Origin of the sequence: Gordoniibacillus kamchatkensis, assembly GCF_000829455.1 — a bacterium.
Classification (GTDB): Bacteria; Bacillota; Bacilli; order Paenibacillales; family NBRC-103111; genus Gordoniibacillus; species Gordoniibacillus kamchatkensis.
Window position 1 is genome coordinate 21,935 of the sequence record NZ_JXAK01000057.1, and the last position, 23,192, is coordinate 45,126.

At 57.6% G+C, this 23,192-nt stretch carries 27 protein-coding genes and 1 pseudogene; 18 read left to right on the plus strand and 10 right to left on the minus strand.

Annotated elements, in window-relative coordinates; genetic code table 11:
• Window positions 1-88: 88 nt before the first annotated feature.
• Window positions 89-871: a YesL family protein gene (locus tag SD70_RS25535; RefSeq protein WP_041050895.1), complete on the minus strand. Its 783-nt coding sequence runs from the start codon at window positions 869-871 to the stop codon at window positions 89-91.
• Between the two features lie 154 nt (window positions 872-1,025).
• Between SD70_RS25535 and SD70_RS37175 the strand changes: the two genes are divergently transcribed.
• Entirely contained in the window at window positions 1,026-1,124 is a 99-nt protein-coding gene (locus tag SD70_RS37175; RefSeq protein ID WP_197081180.1) for a sporulation protein YjcZ, read from the plus strand.
• 74 nt (window positions 1,125-1,198) lie between these two features.
• Here the strand turns inward: SD70_RS37175 and SD70_RS25540 are convergent, their stop codons facing one another.
• The gene (locus tag SD70_RS25540; protein ID WP_041050939.1) at window positions 1,199-2,767 is read right to left on the minus strand and encodes a DEAD/DEAH box helicase; all 1,569 of its coding nucleotides are present in this window, start codon (window positions 2,765-2,767) and stop codon (window positions 1,199-1,201) included.
• A gap of 325 nt (window positions 2,768-3,092) precedes the next feature.
• Here SD70_RS25540 and SD70_RS25545 point away from each other — a divergent pair, with 325 nt between their 5' ends.
• From SD70_RS25545 to SD70_RS25570, 6 genes are all read left to right on the plus strand, one after another.
• Window positions 3,093-3,632: a DUF4178 domain-containing protein gene (locus SD70_RS25545; protein WP_041050897.1), complete on the plus strand. Its 540-nt coding sequence runs from the start codon at window positions 3,093-3,095 to the stop codon at window positions 3,630-3,632.
• A 19-nt stretch (window positions 3,633-3,651) separates the two neighbouring features.
• Window positions 3,652-4,350: a DUF4247 domain-containing protein gene (locus tag SD70_RS25550; protein ID WP_231571532.1), complete on the plus strand. Its 699-nt coding sequence runs from the start codon at window positions 3,652-3,654 to the stop codon at window positions 4,348-4,350.
• Window positions 4,351-4,515: 165 nt separating this feature from the next.
• Window positions 4,516-5,340 carry a YitT family protein gene (locus SD70_RS25555; protein ID WP_041050900.1) on the plus strand — a complete coding sequence of 275 codons (825 nt, stop codon included), beginning with the start codon at window positions 4,516-4,518 and terminating at the stop codon, window positions 5,338-5,340.
• Window positions 5,341-5,497: 157 nt separating this feature from the next.
• Window positions 5,498-5,692 carry a hypothetical protein gene (locus tag SD70_RS25560; protein ID WP_041050941.1) on the plus strand — a complete coding sequence of 65 codons (195 nt, stop codon included), beginning with the start codon at window positions 5,498-5,500 and terminating at the stop codon, window positions 5,690-5,692.
• 115 nt (window positions 5,693-5,807) lie between these two features.
• Window positions 5,808-6,080, plus strand: coding sequence for a Sec-independent protein translocase subunit TatA/TatB (locus SD70_RS25565; protein ID WP_041050902.1), 273 nt, complete (start codon window positions 5,808-5,810; stop codon window positions 6,078-6,080).
• A gap of 289 nt (window positions 6,081-6,369) precedes the next feature.
• On the plus strand, window positions 6,370-7,566 hold the full coding sequence (locus tag SD70_RS25570; RefSeq protein ID WP_041050903.1) for a putative glycoside hydrolase: 1,197 nt from the start codon (window positions 6,370-6,372) through the stop codon (window positions 7,564-7,566).
• Between the two features lie 168 nt (window positions 7,567-7,734).
• Here SD70_RS25570 and SD70_RS25575 read toward each other — a convergent pair whose 3' ends face one another.
• Complete coding sequence (locus tag SD70_RS25575; RefSeq protein ID WP_041050905.1) at window positions 7,735-8,631, minus strand: aldo/keto reductase; 897 nt, start codon at window positions 8,629-8,631, stop codon at window positions 7,735-7,737.
• A gap of 97 nt (window positions 8,632-8,728) precedes the next feature.
• Here SD70_RS25575 and SD70_RS25580 point away from each other — a divergent pair, with 97 nt between their 5' ends.
• Both SD70_RS25580 and SD70_RS25585 read left to right on the plus strand, forming a co-directional pair.
• The gene (locus tag SD70_RS25580) at window positions 8,729-9,193 is read left to right on the plus strand and encodes a peroxiredoxin (protein WP_041050907.1); all 465 of its coding nucleotides are present in this window, start codon (window positions 8,729-8,731) and stop codon (window positions 9,191-9,193) included.
• Window positions 9,194-9,463: 270 nt separating this feature from the next.
• Window positions 9,464-10,132 (plus strand): hypothetical protein, encoded by a 669-nt coding sequence (locus tag SD70_RS25585; protein WP_041050909.1) that lies wholly within the window; start codon window positions 9,464-9,466, stop codon window positions 10,130-10,132.
• A 733-nt stretch (window positions 10,133-10,865) separates the two neighbouring features.
• Here SD70_RS25585 and serS read toward each other — a convergent pair.
• The 5 genes from serS to SD70_RS25610 form a co-directional block, all read right to left on the minus strand.
• On the minus strand, window positions 10,866-12,290 hold the full coding sequence (gene serS, locus SD70_RS25590) for a serine--tRNA ligase (protein WP_041050911.1): 1,425 nt from the start codon (window positions 12,288-12,290) through the stop codon (window positions 10,866-10,868).
• 278 nt (window positions 12,291-12,568) lie between these two features.
• The gene (pfkA, locus tag SD70_RS25595) at window positions 12,569-13,537 is read right to left on the minus strand and encodes a 6-phosphofructokinase (protein ID WP_041050912.1); all 969 of its coding nucleotides are present in this window, start codon (window positions 13,535-13,537) and stop codon (window positions 12,569-12,571) included.
• 40 nt (window positions 13,538-13,577) lie between these two features.
• The gene (locus SD70_RS25600) at window positions 13,578-14,603 is read right to left on the minus strand and encodes a tetraprenyl-beta-curcumene synthase family protein (protein ID WP_052487880.1); all 1,026 of its coding nucleotides are present in this window, start codon (window positions 14,601-14,603) and stop codon (window positions 13,578-13,580) included.
• A gap of 37 nt (window positions 14,604-14,640) precedes the next feature.
• Window positions 14,641-15,240 carry a hypothetical protein gene (locus SD70_RS25605; protein ID WP_041050914.1) on the minus strand — a complete coding sequence of 200 codons (600 nt, stop codon included), beginning with the start codon at window positions 15,238-15,240 and terminating at the stop codon, window positions 14,641-14,643.
• Window positions 15,241-15,254: 14 nt separating this feature from the next.
• Entirely contained in the window at window positions 15,255-15,569 is a 315-nt protein-coding gene (locus tag SD70_RS25610) for a hypothetical protein (protein WP_041050916.1), read from the minus strand.
• Between the two features lie 217 nt (window positions 15,570-15,786).
• Between SD70_RS25610 and SD70_RS37180 the strand changes: the two genes are divergently transcribed.
• From SD70_RS37180 to SD70_RS39455, 8 genes and pseudogenes are all read left to right on the plus strand, one after another.
• On the plus strand, window positions 15,787-15,948 hold the full coding sequence (locus SD70_RS37180; protein WP_197081181.1) for a hypothetical protein: 162 nt from the start codon (window positions 15,787-15,789) through the stop codon (window positions 15,946-15,948).
• A 29-nt stretch (window positions 15,949-15,977) separates the two neighbouring features.
• Window positions 15,978-16,139 (plus strand): hypothetical protein, encoded by a 162-nt coding sequence (locus SD70_RS37185; protein ID WP_197081182.1) that lies wholly within the window; start codon window positions 15,978-15,980, stop codon window positions 16,137-16,139.
• A gap of 135 nt (window positions 16,140-16,274) precedes the next feature.
• Window positions 16,275-17,453 (plus strand): MFS transporter, encoded by a 1,179-nt coding sequence (locus tag SD70_RS25615; protein WP_231571534.1) that lies wholly within the window; start codon window positions 16,275-16,277, stop codon window positions 17,451-17,453.
• Window positions 17,454-17,565: 112 nt separating this feature from the next.
• Window positions 17,566-18,234: pseudogene (locus tag SD70_RS25620) on the plus strand (ABC transporter ATP-binding protein); the annotation flags it as partial.
• Between the two features lie 1,131 nt (window positions 18,235-19,365).
• Window positions 19,366-19,707 (plus strand): ABC transporter permease, encoded by a 342-nt coding sequence (locus tag SD70_RS39930; RefSeq protein ID WP_331436839.1) that lies wholly within the window; start codon window positions 19,366-19,368, stop codon window positions 19,705-19,707.
• Between the two features lie 15 nt (window positions 19,708-19,722).
• A complete protein-coding gene (locus SD70_RS25630; RefSeq protein WP_052487878.1) occupies window positions 19,723-20,817 on the plus strand; it encodes an efflux RND transporter periplasmic adaptor subunit in 1,095 nt (364 codons plus the stop codon).
• Window positions 20,818-20,970: 153 nt separating this feature from the next.
• Window positions 20,971-21,333, plus strand: coding sequence for a nitroreductase family protein (locus tag SD70_RS39450; RefSeq protein ID WP_269432532.1), 363 nt, complete (start codon window positions 20,971-20,973; stop codon window positions 21,331-21,333).
• Complete coding sequence (locus tag SD70_RS39455) at window positions 21,237-21,533, plus strand: nitroreductase family protein (RefSeq protein ID WP_269432533.1); 297 nt, start codon at window positions 21,237-21,239, stop codon at window positions 21,531-21,533. Before SD70_RS39450 ends, SD70_RS39455 begins: the two co-directional genes overlap by 97 nt.
• Before the next feature lie 110 nt (window positions 21,534-21,643).
• On the opposite strand, the gene SD70_RS25640 is transcribed toward SD70_RS39455, so the two are convergent.
• On the minus strand, window positions 21,644-22,102 hold the full coding sequence (locus SD70_RS25640; protein ID WP_394298016.1) for a DUF2269 family protein: 459 nt from the start codon (window positions 22,100-22,102) through the stop codon (window positions 21,644-21,646).
• Window positions 22,103-22,119: 17 nt separating this feature from the next.
• Entirely contained in the window at window positions 22,120-22,848 is a 729-nt protein-coding gene (locus SD70_RS25645; protein ID WP_041050933.1) for an NAD(P)-dependent oxidoreductase, read from the minus strand.
• 140 nt (window positions 22,849-22,988) lie between these two features.
• Between SD70_RS25645 and SD70_RS25650 the strand changes: the two genes are divergently transcribed.
• A partial coding sequence (locus tag SD70_RS25650; RefSeq protein ID WP_041050935.1) for a winged helix-turn-helix transcriptional regulator occupies window positions 22,989-23,192 on the plus strand: 204 nt, incomplete at its 3' end.

Consider the following 23,192-nt stretch of genomic DNA (forward strand, 5'->3'; position numbering starts at 1 on the left):
TTATATCCGGCAGCGGCGGGAAAGTAAACTCGGAGAAGCTTGGGCGCCGTGCCTTTCTTTCACCTATAGTGTCCATTTTCCGGAAGCTCTATTCCCTTTTTCCATCCTCCGGGGCGGCTGAGCTGTCTTCGGCGGCTTCCGCGTCTTCCTCCAGCTTGGCTTGCTCCTTCTCCGCCAGCTCTTGCTGCTTTTGCTGCAGCCGGGAGAACGAGCGATGAAAAATCCAGAACGAGAACGCCGCCATCAGACTGCCCATAAAGAACGGAATAAGGAACGTAAACTTGGCGGTGCTAACCCAAACGATAATGCCGTTGCAAACGACCAGCGATACGGAAGCGATCGGATTGCCGATCGTAATGAGCAGCGCGTTTTTGACAATTTGCAGCGTTTTCATGTGCAGGTGCACGATGATCGAGAAGAAGTTGAACAAAGACGCAATCAAGATCACGGCAAACGTAATGAACAGCACGGATAACAGCTTGAGCGAGCCGGCTTGCGTCAAATAGAAACGGTAATTCACGAACAAAATGACGCCGATCACGGCGTACAAAATGCCGCCGACCATGCTTTGCACATAATTTTCCTTGTATCCGCGGAAAAATGTTTTGAACATCGGCACGTCGCCTTCGCCGGTCACCCACTTGCGAGCAACCGTAAACAGCGCCGCGGTAGCCGGAAACAGCGTAAACGGTGCGACAATCGCCATCAGAATAAGCGATTGCTGAAACACTTCGACGCCGCTGATGACGCCGACAAGCAGCAAATAAAAAAACGGAATCGAGCATACAATCCAAAGCAAATTCGTTACGGACAGGCGCATGATCCATTCGGAGATGCGGTAAAACCCGCCCATCAACCCTTTCATTTCCAAAACAAGTGTCCTCCCTTGTCGCTGGCTTGGCTGTACCCATTATAGCCTATTTTCCGGATTGTAGGTAGTCGCCCTCGTACATCGTCCTTTCCCGACATAAAATGAAATTGCCTGAGGGCGGCTATACTATAAATTTATGGGAGGTTGACCGCTAATGTCCCATGTTGCCGGTTACGGCTTGACGTCAGCAAGCGCCATTCTCGTTTTGTTCATTCTGCTTGTGATCATCAGCCGCACAATTATGTTCTACTGAGATGTCCGACCCAGAGCTTCAAAAAAAGACGAGGCCCGCCAGTGTCGGGGCCTCGTCTTTTTTTGTTGCAATGCTTATACGAACGTTTCCTCGTTGCTCCGCGGCGCGCGGTCGCGATCGCGGTCGCGGTCACGGCCACCACCGTCGCGGCCCCCGTCCCGGCCGCGCGAGTAGCCGCCGCGATTGTCGCCGTCGCGGCGCGGATAACGGTCGCCGCCCCGGCCGCCGTAACCGCCGTCGCGGCGACGGTCGCCCCAACCGGAGCCGTAGCGCCCTTCGACTTTGCGGCCCGAGTTGCGAATATCGGGACGGCGCTTTTTGGCGCGGATCGGATCTTCCGGCGTCAGCTCGATCTCGACTTCCTTCTTCTCGCCGGTCAGCAGTTTGAGCGCCGCCGCCAGCAAATTGACGGAGTCGTATTGCTCGAGAAGCTGAATCGCCATCCCTTTGAATTCGTTTTGCATCTCTTTGTCCATGACGTCGATAATGCGCTCCGCCGTCACCTTCTGCTTGCCTTCCAGCGCTTCGGCCAAGCTCGGCAAAGGCTTTTTCGGAATTCTATGGCGCGTTACCTTCTCGATAAAATGCAGGTGGTCGATTTCGCGCGGCGTCACGAACGTCCACGCTGTGCCTTCTTTGCCGGCCCGGCCCGTACGGCCGATCCGGTGCACATAGCTTTCCGGATCTTGCGGCAAGTCGAAGTTGACGACGTGGGTCACGCCCGATACGTCCAATCCGCGGGCGGCAACGTCGGTAGCGACGAGAACGTCGATCGTGCCGTCGCGGAACTTGCGCATCACGTTGTCGCGCTGGTTTTGCGACAAGTCGCCGTGCAGCCCTTCGGCGGAATAGCCGCGCTTCTGCAGCGCTTCGGTCAGCTCGTCGACGCGGCGCTTCGTCCGGCCGAACACGATCGCCAGCTCCGGCGCTTCAATATCGATCAAGCGGGACAGCGCTTCGAACTTCTGCTTTTCGTGCACTTCGATGTAGGCTTGCTCGATGAGCGGTGCGCTCACTTGCTTCGGAATGACCGACACGTGCTCCGGGTTCGTCAGGAACTGGTTCGCCAGCTTCTGGATGTTCGGCGGCATCGTTGCCGAGAACAGCATCGTATGGCGGTTTTGCGGAACGAGTCCGAGAATCGACTGAATATCGTCCATGAAGCCCATGTCCAGCATTTCGTCCGCTTCGTCGAGCACGACCGTCTGCACGTCGTCGAGCTTGATCGTCTTGCGGTTAATGTGGTCCAGCAAGCGGCCCGGCGTGCCGATAATAATTTGCGGCTTCTTCTTCAGAGCGCGGATTTGCTTCACGATATCTTGTCCGCCATAAATCGGCAAGGAACGTATCCCTTTGAATCTGCCGAGCTTGCCGATCTCCTCTGCGACTTGAATCGCCAGCTCGCGCGTCGGACACATGACGAGCGCTACGATCCGGTCTTCATTCACATCGATCTTGTTGACGAGCGGCACGCCGAAGGCGGCCGTTTTCCCCGTCCCCGTCTGCGCTTGGCCGATCAGGTCGCGTCCCTCCAAGGCGAGCGGGATCGTTTTTTCCTGAATCGGGGTAGACTCTTCAAAGCCCATCTCCGTAATGGCCCGCAACACTTTCGGCTCCAGACCGAATTCCTGAAATGTTTTCAACTCCATCCAATCTCCTTTGTGAAAGGGGGCTGTATTTTGCCCCTCTGTCTGTATTTATCCTTAAGGTCGACACCTCATGGCTCCAGTATTCCATAGCTGCGCCATTAGAATTCCATAGCTGCGCCTCAGGAATTCCAAGCTGATCCGCATGACCATTCATTCGCATTAGCCGAACTTAAGAACATCTTGTTTATTATAGCACAGGCGTGTTATCCTTTGCCAACAGCGCGCTGAAGTTAAAAAAAGTCCGAAACCTTCGCTCCCTTCGTACGTATTACTTGATAATTGCAACGTACCGCTGAAGGATGAGGAGCGAAATTCCGTTATGTCGATATTCAAACGCATTGGCGATATTGTCCGCAGCAATCGTCCCGAGCCGCCGGCCGCGCCGCAGCTCGACCCGTTCGAGCATTCCCGGCCCGGCGACATCGTAGAGGTCGACCTCGAACAGTATGTCATTTCCGGCAAAGTGACTTATTTCGACCGCGGCTATGCGCCCCACCGCTTTGCTTACTATATCCGGAGCGGCAAAGAGATCCGCTGCCTCATCGTGGAGAAGGGGCGAGTGAACGAGTGCTTCCTGTGCTCGTTCCTGGAAGGGGCGCTCGACGACCCGAACAACGTGCCGACGCAGCTCGACGTCGACGGCGAAACGTCTTACAATCTCGAGCATCATCGCAGCGACGTGACCCGGACGGAAGGAAATACCGATTTCCGAACGGGGGACGATGTATTATTTTGGCGTTATCTCGGAGCGGAGAACCGCTACTTCTTCTTGCAGTGGCAAGACGGTAAATTCGTCGCGATGGAAGGCGAAAAAATTCCTCCCGCCGACATCAAATTTATGACGTCCAGCGGACGTTGACATCACAAGCAGAAAGCGGGTGAACGGACATGAAGCGGTGGACGGCATGGGTCGCCGTCGTGTTGGCCATAGCTCTCCTCGCCGCTGCGCAGATGCGGGCGCCTATGTGAAAGACCGTAATCCGCTCGTCAAAGCCGAAGGGCAAGGCAGCCAGATGGTCAAAGTGTATAGCGCCGAGGGCAAAGACGTTCCGACCGTAGCTAAAGAGCTTGCGGCCGAAGAACACCCGCGCGAGACGTCGAAGCAATCGACGGACCAGATGTTCCTCGTCTACGACGATAAAATTATCAATTTGCAAAAAGATCCGCAAAACGCGGCGAATACGCTCGTCGAGATCGACTCGATCGCCTACGCGCGCGAGCATTACGATTCGTCGTTCCTGCAAGGATATTTGACGGCAACCGTGCTGCAATCGCTGTTCGGCGGCGGCTGGTTCAATCGGGCTCCGGCGTATCCCGGATACCGCGGATATACGAGCGTCCCACCGGGCGGCGGAAGCTTCGGCACCGATCCGCGCTCGGCCGGCTCCGATACGAAGCAGCAAGCGCCGGCTACGACGCAGCGCTCCGGCAGCTTCAGCACCGGCAAAAACGGTACGGACAGCGTGCGCAAAAACGACGGCTCGGTGCCAAAAGTTTCGAACGGCGCCGGCTCCGGCTTCAGCACGAGCAAGCCGCAAACGAGCACGCGCTCGGGCTCGTTCAGCAAACGAAAATAATGTTCCGGCAAAAAGCCTTTTGCGTCCCGCCTCCGACGGGGCATGCAAGAGGCTTTTTGCCATTTTGCGCAGGCCTATTGACCAAAGGTTTATTTTTCTTTGCAGTTTCCGCCAGATGAATTATACTGGCAGTGAACCGCATACTACTGTTTAGAGGTGATAGGCTTGAAAAGAGCGTTCGACGTTGCGGTGATCGTAATCGGCGCCCTACTCGTCGCCGCCGGATTCAATCTTTTTCTTATTCCCCACCAGCTGCTGAGCGGCGGCATTTCCGGCGTCGCCATGATTGTCGGCTATTTTACCGGCTGGAACATTTCGCTCATGTATTTGCTCCTCAACATGCCGATCATGATCTGGGGCCTCGTCGCGATGGGCAAACGATTCATTCTTTATAGCGTCATATCGGTTCTTCTCACGTTTATATTTATGCAATGGGTGCCGACCGTCATGGCGGTCAAAGATGCGATTCTCGGCTCTGTGTTCGGGGGCGTGCTTGTCGGAATCGGCGCCGGCATCACGCTGCGCATCGGCGGCTCTACCGGCGGCTTCGATATCGTCGGTTCGGTTCTGACGCGGACGCGCGATTTTCCGCTCGGCAGCGTGCTGTTCGCCTTCAACGGCATCGTCATCGTCCTGCTCGGCTATTTCAAAAGCAACTGGGACCTTGCGCTCTATTCGATGCTGGCCATATTCATCAGCAGCAAAGTCGTCGACACGATCCATATCCGGCACATTAAAGTGACGGCGTTCATCGTCACCAAGAAGCGGGCGGAAATGGCCGAACGGCTGCTTCACATTCCGCGCGGCTGCACGGTCATCAAGACGGAAGGCGCCTTCACGCAAAGCCAGCACGACATGCTCATGACGGTGACGACCCGCTACGAACTCGCCGAGCTGAAAAAAATAATAAGAGCCGTGGACTCGAAAGCGTTCGTCAACATCGTGGAGACGGTGGCGGTGTGGGGCGAGTTCCGGCGGCCGAAACAGTAGCGGCTCGGGATGACTAGGAATGCAAGACAAAATCTGTACATACAACGGCTTTGAAAATATGATATACTGATTATGTAATTTCATAACGACTTGGCTATCGTCAAGCGCTTCACGTATCGATCTTTTTTCTCGTCTCGACAACGAATGGGAAAGGATGATGCTTGTGGAAACGGTGAAGTTGTCCAGGATCGTAATGAAATTGTCGCCCGAGCTGGTCCCTTTTCTGAAAAAGCAAGAGCTCGATTCCGACATCGTCCTCATGGACGGACTCGATGCGCTCGAGGCGGAAGATGTGATGGAAATTGTGCAATTCAGCATTTCGGAGCATAACCGCGACGCCTATCTCCAATGAGATAGGCGTCTTCTTTTATTTTGCCCGGGAAAATGTTATTCTTTTGTAATAATTGAGGGTTACGTTAAACGCAGCGCCAGTGGTACAATGGAAGCAACATAACTGGAGGTGTCTTATGGGCGGACTGTCCCCTTGGCATATTATTCTCGTCGCGGTCGTCGCGCTGCTGCTGTTCGGGCCGAACAAGCTGCCGGAGCTCGGCAGAGGCTTCGGTAAAATGTTCCGCGAGTTCAAAGAGGCTACGACCGGCAATCACGGCACGCAGGACGAGCTTCAAGCCGCTCCCGAGCCGCGCAAGGAAATTAACCCGGCGGAACCGGCGCAAGCGACCGCGGCACAAGCGGAACCGCGGCAAAACGCGCAGCAGCCTTCGGAACAGAAGCATTAGTTGCATAATGGCCATGGCCCAAAAATAAACGGCTTACTCCGTCCTTCAGGACGAGCGCGTTTACCGTAGCGGAACCGGCTAGTGAAGAAACCCACCTTACGGCATGAGGTGGGTTTCTTTGTGTCATGGCCGTTTTTCCGCGAAATATAATGTATGGAATGCAGTCTGCTTTGAACGCCGGCGGCACATTCGACATGGAGCGGCACCGTCCTACAAATTACCTATGTGCGTGTTGGACTGTTTTACATATAATAGAATGTAGACTGCTAGAATGGGAGAGTAAGAGAGTATGGATGTGCTGCTGGCTTCGCTTATGTTGGTATGGGGGAGTGTAACCTCCGCAAACTCGGATGTCACGTTCGAGAAAGTGGTGCAGGCGTCGATCGACGCGCAAAAGCCGCCGGTAGTGCAGCCGCAAACGGCCGTCGCTTCGAACGGCTCCGCGGACGGCTTCAAGATCGATTATTTAACGCCGACGAACAAGCAAGATCCGCAAAAGGACGCGCCGAAGGTGAAGGGCATTTATTCGACCGCTTACAGCGCCGGCGGCGGACGGTTCGACTCGCTCGTCAAGCTGATGGACGATACCGAGCTCAACGCGATGGTTATTGACGTCAAGGACGACAGCGGCTGGGTGACGTTCGAAACCGGCAATCCCGACATCGAGAAAATGGGCTCGCAGCAAAAATTTATGGACGTCAAAAAGGTCATCGACACGTTAAACGAACATAAAATTTACCCGATCGCGCGCATCGTCGTGTTCAAGGATACCGTGCTGGCGAAGAAGCGCCCGGACTTGTCCTTTGTCAATCCGGACGGCTCGCTGTGGAGCAACGGGAACAAGGACAGCTTCGTCAACCCGTACAGCAAGGAAGTGTGGGAATACAACGTCAACGTCGCGAAGGAAGCGGCCAAAGCCGGTTTTAAAGAGATCCAGTTCGACTACGTACGCTTCCCGGAAGGCTTCGAGAAGCGCGCCGACATTATGAAATATACGAAGGACGACCGGTCCCGCATCGACGCGGTGGCGGAGTTCGTCAAATACGCCCGCGAGCAGCTGTCGCCGCTTGGCGTGCGCGTCTCGGTGGACATTTTCGGCTATGCTGCCAGCGTGCCTGCCGCCGAAGGGATCGGGCAAGATTTTCAGAAAATATCCGAAAACGTCGACGTCATTTGCCCGATGGTGTATCCGAGCCATTATACGACCGGCTGGTTCGGCTCCAAGGTGCCCGACGCCGCTCCGTACGTGACGATCAACGGCGCGATGGTCGATACGAAGAAGAAGCTCGACCCGCTCGGCACGCAGCTGAAGCCGGTCGTGCGCCCGTGGATCCAGGATTTCACCGCAACGTGGGTGCCGGGACATATTAAATACGATGCTCACGCCGTCGAAGAACAAATTCGCGCGTTGAAAGACAACGGCATCGACGAATTCCTGCTTTGGAATGCAGGCAACTCGTACACGCCGGGCGTCAATTACAATTAAGGATATACACTTGCGGCGTCCATACGGACTGGCGCGTTTACCGTAGACGAATCAGCCGAGAATAGGCGCAGCATATACTTTTCGACGCAGCAAGCAAAAGCCGCCCCTCCCCGCTCGGATCCGAGCTTCGGGAGAGGCGGCTTTCTATTTGGGCTGTTATGGAGCCGCTTAGCGCTGGCCTGCCCACTGTCCTTTCGAGACGTCCCGGAACCGCGCGCGGATCGCGTCATATACGCTCTGCGGCAACGGTCCTGCCTTCAGCAGGTCGGCGTTTTGCTGCCAGCGGCCGGGATTTTTCGTGCCGACGATGGCGGTATGGACTCCGGGCGTGGACAGCGTAAAGCGCAGCGCCGTGCCGATCGTTTCGTCCAGGCTGCCTTTGAGCTCGGGGTAATCGAGCTGCTGCAGACGTTCCCAGTACGTATGATGGTAGCTGTCCACCGGCTTCTGTCCCGTCTTCCACGCCGCGTTCGCGATCGGCCGCTTGGCGATGACGCCCATCCCCCGCTTGCGCGCTTCCGGCACCGTCAGGTCGATTGCCTGCTGGTCGGCGATATTGAGCGACGTCTGGAGCGTATCGAACGCACCGCATTGCACCGCGTACAGCGCGTCTCCGGCGTCGCCGCTGTAGCCGATGTAGCGCGTTTTGCCGGCGTCCCGGGCTTTTTGCAGCACTTCGATCACTTCGCCGCGCCGCAGCAGCTCCTCCGAGCAGCTATGCAGCTGGACGAGATCCACGTAGTCCGTCTTCAGGCGTTTGAGACTGCGGTCGATTTGCTGCGCTAGCATGACCGGGTCCCAGTCGGGGGCGTCGAAGCCGCTGGCATGGCCGCATTTGGTAAACAGGTAAAACTCTTGGCGCCGGTGAGATACCGCTTGCCCGATCAGTTCTTCCGAGTTCCGGTAGCATTCCGCCGTATCGATCACGTTCAGCCCGGCGTCGAGCGCGCTGCCGAGCAGCCGCTCCACCGTTGCCGCATCGGCGCCCTCGTAGCCGATTTCCGCCCCGCCGAAGCCGAGAATGCTTACTTCCATGTCGGTGCTGCCGAATTTGCGTTTTTCCATAGTCCCGCTCTCCTTTTATCTTTGATAGAATATTAGTCAGCATAGCAGAAGTTGCAATAAGATTACAACCGCCCTATGGAAAAAGGAGGAACCGAAGATGCTGCCTATTGGAGCCAAAGCGCCTCTGTTCGAGGCCGAGAGCACGGCTGGAACGGTCCGTCTCGCCGATGCTGTCGGCAAACGGCCGGTCGTGCTCATTTTTTATCCGAAGGACGAGACGCCGATTTGCACGAAGCAGCTGTGCGCTGTCCGCGATTCCAAGCAGCAGTATGCGAAGTACGATGCGCTCGTAGTTGGCGTGAACCCCGGGACGCTGGAGGAGCACCGGCGGTTTGCGGGCAAGCATCTGTACGACTTCCCGCTCGTGTCCGACCGGGATGAAGCGATCCGGCAGCAATATGGCGTAGGCCTGCAGCTGCTCTCGTTCCTCGGCCAGCAGCGCATCGTGTTCGTCATCGGCAAAGACGGCAACATCGCCTACGCCCGCAAGGGCAACCGGCCGACGGCGGAAATATTGGCGGCTCTGGAAGCGGCTGAGACAGCTTGGCAGGCGAACGGATGAGTTTGCCGGTAGCTTAGCAGGGTTGGACAACGCCCGATAGTCGATTTCCGGCGTATCAATTAAGTAATTTTGCGGCGTGTGGGATGCTGAATGTGCCGCTTAGTGCTAGGCGAGCCGCAAGGTTAGACCGCCGATTTGCCGCGGCGATGCAGAACGATTGTTGTGGACATCTAGCCGCACGAAATGTTACCATGACGACAAGACGAAGAACGTCCTTTTGCCATGTGGCCGGAGGGCGTTCTTTATTTATTTTTTGGGGAGAGGTTGATGATGGGAGCGTTTGAAGCGGCGCACAATGCGTTTATCGACAGTCACCTGGCTAGCAGGTCCGGAGAAAGAAAGGGGCGGCTACTAAGGGGACACATTTACGCGGAGAAGCTATTTCTGGAACGTGTCTGGTGGCCCTTGTTCGGCTCTTTGGCCAATTTGCATCCGGAATATGAAGTGTATGACTGGAACCGCAAGTCGCAGTTTCTCGACTTTGCGTTTCTCCCTCCTTTCGGCCGATTCGGTCTGGAAATCGACGGTTTTCAAAGCCACGTGAAGGATATGGACAGAGAGAAATTCAGCTATGCCTTGAACCGCGATACGTTTCTAACTGGCATGGGTTGGAAAATGCTTCATTTCGCCTTCGACGATGTCCAGAATCGGCCGGAAGTGTGCCGCATGCTGCTGCAATTGGTTATGAGTCCTTATACGATGCGCACGCCTTCCGTACGCAATGCTGAGTTGGTGGAGAAAGAAGTGCTTCGATTCGCCTGGAGCTTGGGGAGATGGATTCGGCCTAAAGATATCATCGACTATATGCAAGTGGATTTCCGCACCGCTCGCAAGTGGCTTCGAAGCTTAACGGACAAAGGGTGGCTCCGACCGATTGATCGGGGCGGCGACATTCACTATTACGAGGTAATAGAAACGTCGTGGGAAACGTTGTTGTAACGGAATGGAAGGATGCGTTTCGTTAGCGATGCAACTTGTTGGCGGAGGCTGAAAGAGCGGTGTTTAGATTTGCTGGGGCTTTAGTGGGGATGGTGCTGCCGCTGCTGAGGGGCGGTAGCGCATCGACTGCTGCAGGATGGCATGTTGGGTGCTGTGAGTGCAGCGGCATTTCCGGTATAGAAGTAGTAGTTTTAATGTCGCTGTTTGCTGGGGGGAGCAGAGTGAATGTACTGTTTCTAGATTCACTGGATTTCATACAATGTTTTGGGTCATAAACTAAGCTTTATCAGCCTTCCATTGGATTTCGTCCAACAGATTCTCCCATGAAACGCCTCTCCGAGGGCAATCCAGGCGATTTGATTGGACGTTTTACAATGCGGGAACTTTGCAGCAAGCGACACGGACAAAACATTGTACGTTTTCCAATGGCCAAACATAGATATGCTCAGGAGCAGCCTGTCCAACTGCTGTCACACCTTAGGCTTGAGCAACCGGCGGCCACTGCAATCTCCTCCTACGCTAGAGTACCCGCCAGCCACTGTAATCTCCTGTTGCGCTCGAGTACCCACCAGCCAATGCTACCTCCTCCTACGCTCGATTACCCGCCAGCCTCTGCAAATCTCCTGCCGCACTCAAGTACCCCTCAATTTATTGTCCCCTCCCCCCATCAATCGAAAATGCCCCGGGCTTGCGTGCCGGATCCGCACATAAGCCCGGAGCATCATCCCGCCTCCTATGCCCGCAGCTCGCTCAAGCCGCGCATGTACGGGCGCAGAGCCGGCGGCACATGCACGCTTCCATCCTCGCGCTGATGCACCTCCAGCAGCGGGATGAGGATGCGCGGCGACGCTGCCGCCGTGTTGTTTAGCGTGTAGGCGTACTTCAGGCTGCCGTCCTCATCGCGGTAACGGATGTTCGAGCGGCGGGTCTGGAAGTCGAGCAGCAGCGACGACGAATGCGTCTCGCCGTAACCGCCGCGGCTTGGCATCCATGTCTCGATGTCGTATTGCTTGTAATTTTTGAAGCCGAGGTCGCCGGTACAGACGCGCACGACCCGGTACGGCAGCTCGAGCAGCGCGAGCAGTTCCTCCGCATAGCCGGTAATGCGCTCCAGCCAAGCTTCCGCTTCATCGAGATCAGCCCGGCACAGCACGACCTGCTCGACCTTGGCGAACTGATGCACCCGGTACAAGCCGCGCACATCGCGCCCCGCCGATCCCGCCTCGCGGCGGAAACAGCTTGACACGCCGGCGAGAAGAATCGGATCGCTTAGCTCCACAATTTCCCCGGCATAGTACGAAACAAGCGGCACCTCCGCCGTTCCGACGAGCCACTGCCCGTCGTCCGGAAGCCGATACGTCTGCTCCCGCCCGAGCGGGAAAAAGCCTGTGCCGACAAGCGCTTCCTCGCGCGCCAGGACCGGCACTTCCATCGGCGTGAAACCGCGCGCCGCAAGCAGGTCGAGCGCCAGCTGCTGCACCGCACGGTGCAAATAAACGCCGTTCCCGGTCAATACGTAGCTTCTCGAGCCCGCCACCTTAACGCCCCGGCCTACGTCGACGAGCCCCAGCTTCTCTGCCAGCTCCATATGGTCGAGCGCCGCAAATTCGAATGCCGGCGGTTCCCCGATCCGGCGCAGCTCCACGTTATGCGCGTCCGATGTGCCGATCGGCGTATCCGCAGCATACCGATTCGGCATCAGCAGCATGAGCTGCTCGTACTCTGCCTCGGCGCGGCGCAGCTCCGCCTCGGCCGCTTCCGCCGCCGCGGCAAGCGAGCGCCCCTCTTCCTGCAGCAGCTGTACCCGAGCCTGCAACCGTGCCGCCGCACTATGCTGTGTCTCCGGATCCCGGCACTGCGCAGCCGTGCCCGACTGCCGCTCTTCTTCCTGCCTCCGCTGCCCCTCCAGTATCGGCTGCGCTTCCTCCCGCTCCGGCCGTGGCACCGGCTGCGCCTCCGCCAAGCCGCCCCGCTTCAGCGCCGCAACCTGCTGCGCGAGCGCATTGCGCCGCGCCCGCGCGCCCTCCACCTGCAGCCGCAGCTCGCGGCGCGCTTTGTCTACGGCCAGCAGCCGCTCCACTTCGGAATTGATGCCTTTGAGCTCGGCCATGCGCCGCAGCTCGCCGGCATTTTCGCGAATCCACTTCATTTCCAGCATGAACCTTCACCGAACCTTTCCCTTAAAATACAAAGAACGCTCCTGTCCGATTGGGACGAGGAGCGTTCTGCCCGCGGTGCCACCCAACTTGAGGAACGCTGCGCTAATGCCTGCAAACCGGCGCAGGCGCTTCGTTCCTCCTCTTGGTCCGAGCGGTAACGGGTCGGGTCCGGCTTACTTAGAGAGTCCGTCAATCAGGTGGACTCCGGTCGAAAGCGCCTCAAAGTTGGATGCTTGTCATCGACATAATCAACTGTATAAAATTATCGCTTATTATACTACTGGGAGAGACGCAGCGCAAGATCGTACAAGTCCTTGTTGAACGTCTTTTTCGTCGCGACGACTTGATCGATCGGCGTCGCCACCAATTCGCCGTTAATGATGCCGCACGCTTTGCCGGAGTCGCCGGCCATGAGCTGGCGTACGGCGAAATCGCCGAGGCGCGAGGCGAGAATGCGGTCGTTGTGCGTCGGCGTGCCGCCGCGCTGAATGTGGCCGAGCACGGTAACGCGCGGCTCGATGCCGTTGCGCTCGGTGATCTGGCAGGCGATGTCCTCGCCGCGGCCGACTCCCTCCGCGACGATAATGATGCTGTGCCGTTTGCCGTGCTGGAAGTTCTCCTTCATCCGGTCCGCGATATCGTCGATGCTGAACGGCACTTCCGGCACGAGAATCGCTTCCGCGCCGCTCGCGAGGCCGGCGTACAGGGCGATATCGCCGCAGTGGCGGCCCATTACCTCGACGACCGACGACCGCTCATGCGACGTCATCGTATCGCGCAGCTTGTTAATGGCGTCGACGACGATGGAAACGGCCGTATCGAAGCCGATGGTGAAATCGGTGAACGGAATGTCGTTGTCGATCGTTCCCGGCAGCCCCATCGTTTTGATGCCGAGCTGGCTCAGCTTGTTGGCGCCTTGGTACGAACCGTCGCCGCCGATGACGACGAGCCCGTCGATGCCGCGCCGGCGCAAATTTTCAACCGCCACCTGGCGGCCTTCCTCCGTCAAAAACTCCTTGCAGCGGGCCGTCTGCAATATGGTGCCGCCGCGCTGAATAATGTCGCCCACGCTGCGCAAATCCATTTGCCGAATATCGTCATGGATGAGGCCGTAATAGCCCCGCTGCACCGCATAAACCTCGAGTCCGTGAAACAATGCGCTGCGCACGACCGCGCGCACCGCCGCATTCATACCTTGCGAGTCGCCGCCGCTCGTAAGCACGGCAATCGATTTTACTGCTGTCATGATGAATTTCCCTCCTGAACTGTGCTGGCTCTGTATATATTTAAGACGTCCGACGAATCCAGACGCTGTTCATCCAGAAAAACAACCGGGTCATCGGGCTGTTCTTCATCAGCTGCCGCGACACGTTGCGCACTTCGCGCTGCGAGCGCACCTTCGGGTCCGACAAATAGAGCGCGAGCAAACCTTCAATTATCATACGATGAAACGGCGCATGTTCCAAGAGCAAAATTTTGCGGCGCGCCTCCTGCACGATACCCGCTATGCGCTGAACCGTCTGCTCCAAATCGCAGTAATACGAGCAAAAGTTCAAATCGCCGCCGGCATGGTCCTCTTCCTGATCGATCAAATAATCGAGCAAAATGTGCAGCCCGCACACATACGGAAAGTATGCCGCCACGATGTTCGCCACCGTGCGGTCCGTCAAGTTCGGGTCCGTCGCCGCCAAAAACAGCATAAAGACGCCGAGCGTCGAGCCGGTAGCCGCAGCAAATTCGTTCCATTGCAGCTGCGGATAAGCGGCCGCATGGCGGTTCCACCAGGCCGCGAGCTCGCTCTCGCGCAGGTCGTGGCGAATATGCTTGTACACCTGGAGCTCGCAATACAGCGTGACGAGCCGCTCCACCGGGGCTTTGACCCGTTCGTACGACGGCAGGAGCAGAATGCACGACTGGCACGTTTTGACGAGCTCGGGCAAGTAATCGCCGTCCTCCCGCTCCGACCGGAACTCGTAGTAATCGTTCAGCGACGCCTCCGGATTGACAGCGTCGAGCATCGATTGATGGAGCCGGCGAAAATCTTCCGGATCGAGCGACGTGCTCCGATCGCATAAATTGTCGAGATAGTCGCTGATCGTCTGGAAAGCGACGATGAGCGGAATGAGAATGTGCCGCTGCGGCAAGTTGGCGGCGGCATACACCGCTCCGCCCTCGCAGTGAAACTGCTTGGAGGCAATGCTGGCCAGCGCTTGCCTCCTCAGCTCCGGGTCCGGGATCTGCCCGGCTTTCTCGCGCCAGCCTTGCAGCTGGCTGCGCACTTCCGGCAGCACATATTTGTACACTCGGCTCATGAGCCGAATCGGTCCGTGCGGAACATCCGCCGGGCTGCTAACTCGTGCCAAGGGTCAACCCTCCGCCTTGTTCATAGCTGTAATCCGCCAGCAGCCGCAGCTCCTCCGCCTGAATCTCCTCAAGCACCGGCCGTGCCGCCGATTGACCGCTCCGCACGCACAGCTCGACTGCGGCCGTGAACGTAGCCGGCGTCCATACGGGAGCGCAGCGGATCGCCTCCAGCTTGCTGCGCAGCCCGATCTGTTCCATATGCCGCCACTCGGACTCCCGCCGGGCAAGCGCCGCTGCGGCCGCCGCCTGAAGCGCCTCGTGAATCGGCTGCCTTCCGGCACGCGCAAACCAATAGTTCGCGTTGCTGTAGTCGCCTTCCATACGGTGCATAATGCCGTGCCAGTAGCTGCCGAGCGGCGTCTCCACGTCTTGCGACAAACGGTGCGACGCATCGAGGCTGCCGTTCCACAAATGCAGCCCGGCCTTCAGCGCCAATCCCGCCAGTTCGCCCTGTTTGCCGGAAGATGCGGCGGGAAGCACGGTGAGCCGGGCTATGTGCCGCTCCAGCTCCCGGTCCCAAATCTCCGTGGGAGCGAGCGAGGGTGTGTGCGCGAGCAGCTTATGCCGTATATCGTTCAAGAGCATCGGTTGATCCCTCCTCAGCGATGAAGCTTCTGCTCCATCTCCTGATTGACGCGGAACCATAAATGCAAGTCGTTGATCGTACTGGCCAGCTCCGCAATTTCGCTGTTCAGCCTGCATGACGCCGGAAAATCGTCCTCCCGGTCGAGCCGGCTTTGCTTGTCGATAATGACCCGTTCCAGTTCAAAAATGCGGTTCGGAATACGGCCTCGGATATGTTCCCACTGCAGCAAAATGTCCGCCTGCTCCGCAGCGCTGAGGTCCTCCCAGTCGACTTCAAGCACCGGCAGCGGAATCCCGAGCCGCACGTCAGGCACGAATGCGTACTTCATTCGCTTCTGCCCACCCTTCCGGATCTATTGCTTACCCAATACTGTACCACGTTAGCCTCCCCTGTTTCCAGTGTGTATGTTAGTCCGTGAGCTCAATCCTTCCTGCATTGAAGCCTCATTTTCGAAGTACCGGATCATTCGCCGCGACGCCCGTCTCTATCAGAACAAACTGCTAGTAGATTCAGTTTCATAGATTGAAGAAGGGTGGGGTTGTTCTATGATTCATACTCGTGTGAAAAGCTATAAATATCGTGTCGGCAAAAACCACTATCTCGTCTTGCAAATTTTTCAATCCGCCGTTGCCCATACTCGCCAAGGCAATGCGCTGGCCAGCAACGCCGTCAATGTGAAAATTGCGAAAAAAACGACGCGCCGGTAACCTGTTTGGATGGAAAGGAGGTGAGGAAGATGGCAGTGCAGAAACGGACAGGCATGAAAACAAAAAGAATCAGCGTCGAAGTCAGACAAACCGCTTCGGCCAGGACCGGGCAAGGAGGCAACCCGATTGCGATTAACGCTTCGGATATCGGCGTTGTCAGAACAACGGTCAGAAATCAGGTTAGAAGGTAAAAAACGATCTTCCCGCGCCGGCCGCAATGCGTTTACTGGCGGACGAAACTCCCTGCACGCTCTGACGGTAAATCTGCTATACTAGTATTTTATAAATCAACCTAGCAATTCACCGCGCGAAAAGAGTGATGCATCGTGCCGAGCGGCGCCCAGCAAACGCTGGCCAAAAGTTTTACGTTCTCCATGTATACGATGATGGCCATTGTCGCCTCTTGCTTTCCGCTCTACTTCGACGCGGTCGGCTATTCCAAAGTGCAAATCGGCATGCTGTACTCGATCGGACCGATGATCGGCCTCGTATCGAACTTGCTTTGGGGCTACCTGAGCGACAAATGGGGTACGACCCGCAAAGTGCTGCTCCTGCTGCTGCTCGGCCAGCTGGCTTTGGCTCCGGTCGCCTTCCATACGCATTCCTTTGCGCTGCTCTATTTGTGCATGGCCTTCTTCTTCTTTTTCCAGCAGCCGATGTCTTCCATCAACGACAGCCAGCTGCTGCTGCTCGCGGCGAAAACCGGCAAAAGCTACGCCTCGTTCCGCGTGTTCGGATCGATCGGCTTCGCCGCCGCCTCGCTAGGCTTCGGACTCATTCTGGCCCGCGCCGGCCACGGCTTCACCCCGTACCTCGTGTACGCTTCGGCCGCCTGCTCGCTGCTGATCGCGCTGGCGCTGCACGACGCCCGCCGCAGAGGAAGCTTCAAGCCGCTCGAACTCGGGCCGATGGTGCAAATCGTCCGCGCTCCGAAATTTGTGCGCTTTTTGTCGCTGCTGCTCGTCTTGTCGATCGCGCACCGGATGAACGACGGCTTCCTCGCGCTATATATGCGCCAGCTGCACGCCTCCGACGCCATCGTTGGCTATGCGTGGACGACTTCGGCGGTGAGCGAAATCCCCGTTTTTTTCCTGCTCAGCAAATTCGGGCACAAATTTAAGGAGCTGGCGCTGCTTACGATTGCCTCCGCCTTTTATGTGCTGCGCTTCGCGCTGCTGAGCTTTATTGCCGATCCGGCTTGGGTCGTGGCCGTTCAAGCGCTGCACAGCGTCAGCTTCGGCATTTTTCTGTTCACGGCCTTACGCTATTTTCAGCAGGCGGTGCCCGATGAATACCGTTCGTCGGGGCAAGCCATTTTCGCCGTCATGTGGTCGTCGCTGGCCGGTCTGCTCAGCGGCGTCATCGGCGGTTGGGTGTTTCAGCACCTCGGCGGCGAATGGCTGTACCGGATCGCGGCAGTGCTCGCGCTAATCGCCGCATTCGGCTTCTACCTGATGCATATGAAAGAGGAGCGAGGCGAACCGGTGCCGTCTCCTCGCAATTAAGAAAAACTTAAGAACCTGGCGTGCAACTAAACGAGCAGCTGCATCGTTAACAAATCAGGCAAGCTTTACCGCTTAGCCTGATTTGTTATGCGCTTGTATCGGGAGGGGTCGCGTGCTTACCATACATAATTTGCACCACAGCTTCAAAAATGGCGCCGAAACGACGCCAGTGCTTCAAAACATCGATTTCACCGTGCAAAGGGGCGAGATGGTGGCACTGCTCGGCAGCTCCGGTTCCGGCAAATCGACGCTGCTCAACCTGATGGCCGGCCTCATGAAGCCGACGTCCGGACAAATCCGGATCGATGGTCAGGCGATCGAGACGATGTCGGAAAACCGTCTGGCCGAATTTCGCCGCACGCATATCGGCTTTATTTTTCAATCGTACGAGCTCATCCCCCACTTGACCGTCCGCGAAAATGTCGAGCTGCCGCTCGTGTTTCAGTCGATCGGCCGCAAAGAGCGCAGCGGCATAGCGATGCAGCTGCTTGGACAAGTCGGGCTCGGCGGCAAAACGGAGCTGTTCCCGTCGCAGCTGTCCGGCGGCCAGCAGCAGCGCGTCTCGATCGCGCGCTCGCTCGTGACGCATCCGGCGATCGTGTTTGCGGACGAGCCGACCGGCAACCTCGATACGAAGACGGAGCAGGAAATTATCGATCTGCTCACCGATCTGAACCGTTCGCTCGGAATTACGTTCGTCATCGTCACCCACGAGCTGGAAGTCGCGCGCCGGACGCAGCGCGTCATTCAGCTGCGCGACGGGCGGCTCGTGGAAGATGCCGTCCCCGCACGGCAGGTGAAAAGGAATGAAGCTGAGCGATTACGGCAAGCTCGGCTGGGACCAGCTGCGGCGGCGCAAAGTCGTGACCGCGCTGTGCGCGATGGGGATCGCCATCGGCTCGGCGTCGATCATCGTCGCCCTCGCCTTCGGCGAATCGATAGCCACTACAGCGAAAAGCAAATGGGCTATTATTTGAAGACGGACGAAATTACGATTATGGACGGCGGCAGCGCTCCCGGGGCAAGCGGGGGCGAGACGGCGCGCAGCAACTCAGCTCCAGGCGCCGGGGACGGCATCACCAAGGCCAAAATCGAGCTGATCCGCAAGCTGCCGCACGTCAAAGCAGTGGCCAGCTTCCTCGAGCTCGGCGACGCGGCATTCACCGTCGACGGCGACAAAGAGGGCCGCGTCCAGATCGTAGCTACCGACCTCGAGGCGCTGCCGGCCTTCGGCAACGCGTTCGCGCAAGGCGGCACGGGCGATGGCGGCGGCTCGGTCGTGCTCGGCTACGGGGCGGCGCTCGGCATATTCGATGCGAAAGCGTTAAAGGTGCGCGAGCAGCAGCTGCGGCAAAACGCCGGGGATCCCGCCGTGCGGGACCGTATCCAGCAAATGGACAATCTGCCGTACCCGGTATACCGCAAAACGATCGTGCTGAAAATCGGCGGCGGTCCGGGCGGAATCGGTGCGGCCGGCGGCGGCAAAGCTGCTGGCGGTGCCGCCGCCGACGGTTCCGGCGCCAGCGGCACGGCTGAATTCCCCGTCCGCGTCGGCGGCGTGCTGAAGCGCCCGGACGGAACGCCGGACTATATGACATGGAACAACAAGCAGGTGTATATGTCCTTCGCTCTTGCGGAGCGGCTGCTCGAGCAGCGCAAAGCGGCGGAAGCGGGCCGCAGCGCCGCGCTCCCGTCCGTCGACCGCCCGAACCGCGTCGTCGTGAAGGTGGACAGCACCGAGCACGTCGCGGAAGTGGATGCGCTCCTCCGCAAGCTGCGGCTGAACACGCAAAACAATTTGCACCAGAAAGACCGGATGAACCAGGAGTTCGTCATCGTCCGGCTCATTTTCGGCGGGGCCGGGCTGTTCATCCTGTTCGTCGCTTCGATTTCGATCGTCGTCGCGATGACGATGTCGACGTACCAGCGGCGCCGGCAAATCGGGATCATGAAGGTGCTGGGAGCGAATTTACGGCAGATCCGGAACCTTTTTATCGTCGAATCCGCCCTGCTTGGCGTCATCGGCGGGGCGTGCGGCATTCTGCTCTCGTATTGGGTCGTGTGGGGCATCAACGGCATCGTGACCCGGTTCAGCAAAGGACCGCCCGGCAGCGATCCGGAAATTTTGTTCATTTCGCTCTGGATTTTGCCTGTCGGCTTGTTCTTTGCCGTGCTGACCGGGGTGCTCTCCGGCATTTATCCGGCGATCAAGGCGTCGCGTACCGATGCGCTGACCGCCATCAAACGCGAATAGGAGATTATAGCATTGATGAAAATGAAAACATTGGCGTTGTTTGCGATAGCTTCCGCAGCGATCGTAGGCGTATCAGCGTTTCTATACGCGCAAGGCAAGCCGGGCAAGCGGAGTCCGGGTACGGCGGGACCGGGTGCGGCCGCAGGGATGCAGCTGAAATTTCCGGTTACCCGCGAAGATATCGTCGGTACGATCGAAATTAAAGGCAAATCGTCTTACGTGAAGGAAACGTGGATATCGGCTCCGTTCGAAGCCAACGTCAAAAAATGGCGCATCGGCGACGGCTCGCAAGTGAGCAAGGGCGACGTGCTGTTCGAGCTCGACGGCGCCGAGCTGGGCGCGGACATTGCGCAGCTGGAGGCCGGCAAACGCAAGCGGGAGCTGGAAGCGTCGCTGGCGCGCTTCCAGGCGTCGGCGGGCGGCGAAGCCGACGGGGCCGTCAGCGAAGCGGGGGCGAAGCAGCGCTACGCGGCGCAGCAAAGCCGCGAGCTGCAGACGGAGCTGAGCGAGGTAAGCGGCGTTGCCGCCGATATGCAGCTTGAGGCGAAGCGGGCCAAGCTGGCGCAGGCGAACTATGCGGCGCCGGACTCGGGCATTTTTCTGTTTAGCGATACGAAGGAGCCGCAGCGCGTCAAAGAGGGCGACAAGCTCGGCAAAATCGTCGATCTGACGAAGCTGCAGCTGGTCACGACCGTCGGCGAATACGACGTGTTCCGGATTCGGCCCGGCATGCCGGTCGACGTCAAGGTCGATGCGCTGCAAGGCGTCAAGCTGAAAGGCGCGATCGAGCGCGTCTCCAAGTTCGCGAAGCCGGGGACGGACGGGGCGGCGAGCGGCGCAGCCCAATTCGAAGTCGTCATCGCGCTCGAGCCGAACGAGAAGCTGATCGCAGGCCTCAGCCTGACCGGAACGATTGAGACCGAGCGCAAGCAGGGCGTGCTGGCGGTGCCTACCTTCGCCGTGCAGCATGACAAGGATCAGGCGTACGTCATGGTGCTCGGCTCGTCCGGCGCTGCGGAAAAGCGGCCGATCACGGCCGGCGTGGAGACGGCGGACAAAACCGAGGTCGCCGGCGGTCTGAATGAGGGAGATACGGTGGTGTTGGAGTAAAGGATCGGGTATACTTGGCATATGGTCTTAACACCAACTCATTACTTACGGAAAGCAGGGAACGCATTTTATGCAGTATGAGCAGTTTAAGACGATTATGCTGGAGCGCCGCAGCATCCGCAGCTTCACCGAGCAGGAAGTGTCCGCGGAGACGTGCGCGAGCTGATCGATTGCGCGCGGTATGCGCCGAGCGATACGAATTCGCAAACATGGCAATTTATCGCAGTCATGAATAAGGAGAAAATCAAGGCGATCGAAGCGATGACCTGGGAGCAGCTGCACCGCATAGCCGAGAAAGCGGAGGCGGAAGGCAAAGGCCGCGAAGGCCGGCTGCTGGTCAAATCGTTCGGCCCGTACGCCACCGCCTTCTCCGACGCGCCGGCGCTCATCATCTGTTTGGCGACGCCGTATGCGTCGAAATTCCGCGACAAAATTTTCGACCGATCGGGTTTGTGCCGGATTCCGTATGGGACGAGGAAGGCATCAAAAGCTCATGCCTCGCCTCGCAAAACCTGATGCTCGCCGCCCACGCCAAAGGGCTGGCGACGTGCCCGATGACCGGCCCCGTGCTGCTCGCTTCCGAGCAGCTGCGCGAGTATTTGAGCATTCCGCCGGAATGCCAGATCAACATGGTCATTGCGCTGGGTTACCCGGCCGAGCACCCGGGCCGCTTGCCGCGCAAAGAAGTGGACGACATCCTGACGATCGTGAGATGACGCGTTACCCAATAACGCCAAGCCCCTTGCCGGGCTTGGCGTTATTTTGCTTGCGGCAAGCGCATCATGCGGTGAGATGTGACCTGTTGTCGAAAGGCTTGATGGCTTCTTTAAAATGGCTTAACGACCATAAGCACGGTTATGGCAAGCATCAGCAGCTGTGCCGCCGACTCGAGCGGCGCGATCTTTTTCATCGCCCGTGCGAACTCGGCAGGAACTTCATCCTCTTGGCCTTGACTTTCAGATACGATCTGCATGATCTTTTTCATACGCGGTTCGATCAACCCGCCGATCGTCACGATCATCAGCAGCGATAAAAGGATGGATAGATTAAGCCACATTTGGGATAGCCCCATCTTGGTTATGATCATGAGCCAAATCCCGGTAACAATAAGTACGGCTCCGCCAATTTTAGGCAGAATGGCAAGCTTGGTCGTTATACTGAAAGCAAAGCGCAGTTGGCCGAAGGTTCTGGCGGATCTTCGGATGACGGGCACCACGAAAGCGGGACCGATTACGGCAATCGTAGCCAAAATATGCAAAACGAGCAGCAATCCAAACAAACCGATCATCTCCTTCTTCCTCCTCAGCTCTCCGAGATATCGCTTCGATAGGCGAGACCGACCCTTTTTCTTTGAAACGGCCCTGCGAGCCCGATATGGTTCAGCATACAATTCGCCACATCCTCATAAGCGACATTTAGCTCTTGAAACCGGCTGAACAAGTAACCGGCTATATCGGCCTCGGAAAATTCCTTTATCGTCTCCGGAATGGACACGGGCAAAGTTTCCGTTGTCACATGCAGACGAACCGGAGCCGGATGCTCTATCGAATCAACCATCGTTCCCGGGCACATCATGGACCAATCGAGCTGAGTCTGCTGCAGACGTTCGAGATTCCGGTTGTGAGTTTTAAACATGGGCGGGAAGCCGGGCAAATTATTTCCGATAAGATCGGTATATGGAATATCCAGCAGGCCGGCGCCTCCCATTACCCATACCCGCCCAGAGAAACTGGGTTGGAGTTCACATTGGCTTACAATGTTATCGACGATACGAACGAACTCTTCTCCCTGGCCCGCATGGCCGGCTGCAATAATAGCGGCGTCTTGATGCGAGAGCGCCTCGCGGACGCTTGCCGGGTCCATGATGTCCCGCGCGACCACCTTCACATGCCGTGCGGCATGCTCGCCTTGCTGTTCATCAAGCTTCTCGGGATTTCGCACAAATGCGGTCATGTCGTGTCCCATCTTAACCCCTTGCGCCAGCACTCTTCTTCCCGTATTTCCCGTTGCTCCGAAAACAATGATTTTCATCGTCCTTTTCCCCTCCAAATGGTTCTCCAAATTTTCGTCTGTGGATTGACTCAAGCTTAGCATCGCTCTAAAATCTTGTTAAGAACCCACTTTCATGTAGGGTACTCACTTAAAAGTAAGTATGGGCAAGGAGGGATGTCATGTTTGTCCGCGCGGAGGCCGGGGAGGAAAGGAAATGCCCTATCGAGACGGTGATTCAAGTAGTAGGCGGGAAATGGAAGCCTTTGATCATATGGCATTTATTGGAATCCGCCAAGAGGTTCAGCGAGCTGGAAAAGCTGATACCCGAGGTCACCCAGAAAATGCTGGCGCAGCATCTTCGAGAGCTGGAGAACGACAGGTTG

Coding starts and splice junctions, on each gene's coding strand:
- SD70_RS25560 (WP_041050941.1), top strand. CDS start 5,498: ATGCTTGTGGAAACGGTGAAGTTGTCCAGGATCGTAATGAAATTGTCG.
- SD70_RS25605 (WP_041050914.1), bottom strand. CDS start 15,240: ATGCTCTTGAACGATATACGGCATAAGCTGCTCGCGCACACACCCTCG.
- SD70_RS37185 (WP_197081182.1), top strand. CDS start 15,978: ATGGCAGTGCAGAAACGGACAGGCATGAAAACAAAAAGAATCAGCGTC.
- SD70_RS39930 (WP_331436839.1), top strand. CDS start 19,366: ATGTCGACGTACCAGCGGCGCCGGCAAATCGGGATCATGAAGGTGCTG.
- SD70_RS25545 (WP_041050897.1), top strand. CDS start 3,093: ATGTCGATATTCAAACGCATTGGCGATATTGTCCGCAGCAATCGTCCC.
- serS (WP_041050911.1), bottom strand. CDS start 12,290: ATGCTGGAAATGAAGTGGATTCGCGAAAATGCCGGCGAGCTGCGGCGC.
- SD70_RS37180 (WP_197081181.1), top strand. CDS start 15,787: ATGATTCATACTCGTGTGAAAAGCTATAAATATCGTGTCGGCAAAAAC.
- SD70_RS25600 (WP_052487880.1), bottom strand. CDS start 14,603: ATGAGCCGAGTGTACAAATATGTGCTGCCGGAAGTGCGCAGCCAGCTG.
- SD70_RS25570 (WP_041050903.1), top strand. CDS start 6,370: ATGGATGTGCTGCTGGCTTCGCTTATGTTGGTATGGGGGAGTGTAACC.
- SD70_RS25575 (WP_041050905.1), bottom strand. CDS start 8,631: ATGGAAAAACGCAAATTCGGCAGCACCGACATGGAAGTAAGCATTCTC.
- SD70_RS37175 (WP_197081180.1), top strand. CDS start 1,026: ATGTCCCATGTTGCCGGTTACGGCTTGACGTCAGCAAGCGCCATTCTC.
- SD70_RS25645 (WP_041050933.1), bottom strand. CDS start 22,848: ATGAAAATCATTGTTTTCGGAGCAACGGGAAATACGGGAAGAAGAGTG.
- SD70_RS25585 (WP_041050909.1), top strand. CDS start 9,464: ATGGGAGCGTTTGAAGCGGCGCACAATGCGTTTATCGACAGTCACCTG.
- SD70_RS25630 (WP_052487878.1), top strand. CDS start 19,723: ATGAAAATGAAAACATTGGCGTTGTTTGCGATAGCTTCCGCAGCGATC.
- SD70_RS25580 (WP_041050907.1), top strand. CDS start 8,729: ATGCTGCCTATTGGAGCCAAAGCGCCTCTGTTCGAGGCCGAGAGCACG.
- SD70_RS25565 (WP_041050902.1), top strand. CDS start 5,808: ATGGGCGGACTGTCCCCTTGGCATATTATTCTCGTCGCGGTCGTCGCG.
- SD70_RS25610 (WP_041050916.1), bottom strand. CDS start 15,569: ATGAAGTACGCATTCGTGCCTGACGTGCGGCTCGGGATTCCGCTGCCG.
- pfkA (WP_041050912.1), bottom strand. CDS start 13,537: ATGACAGCAGTAAAATCGATTGCCGTGCTTACGAGCGGCGGCGACTCG.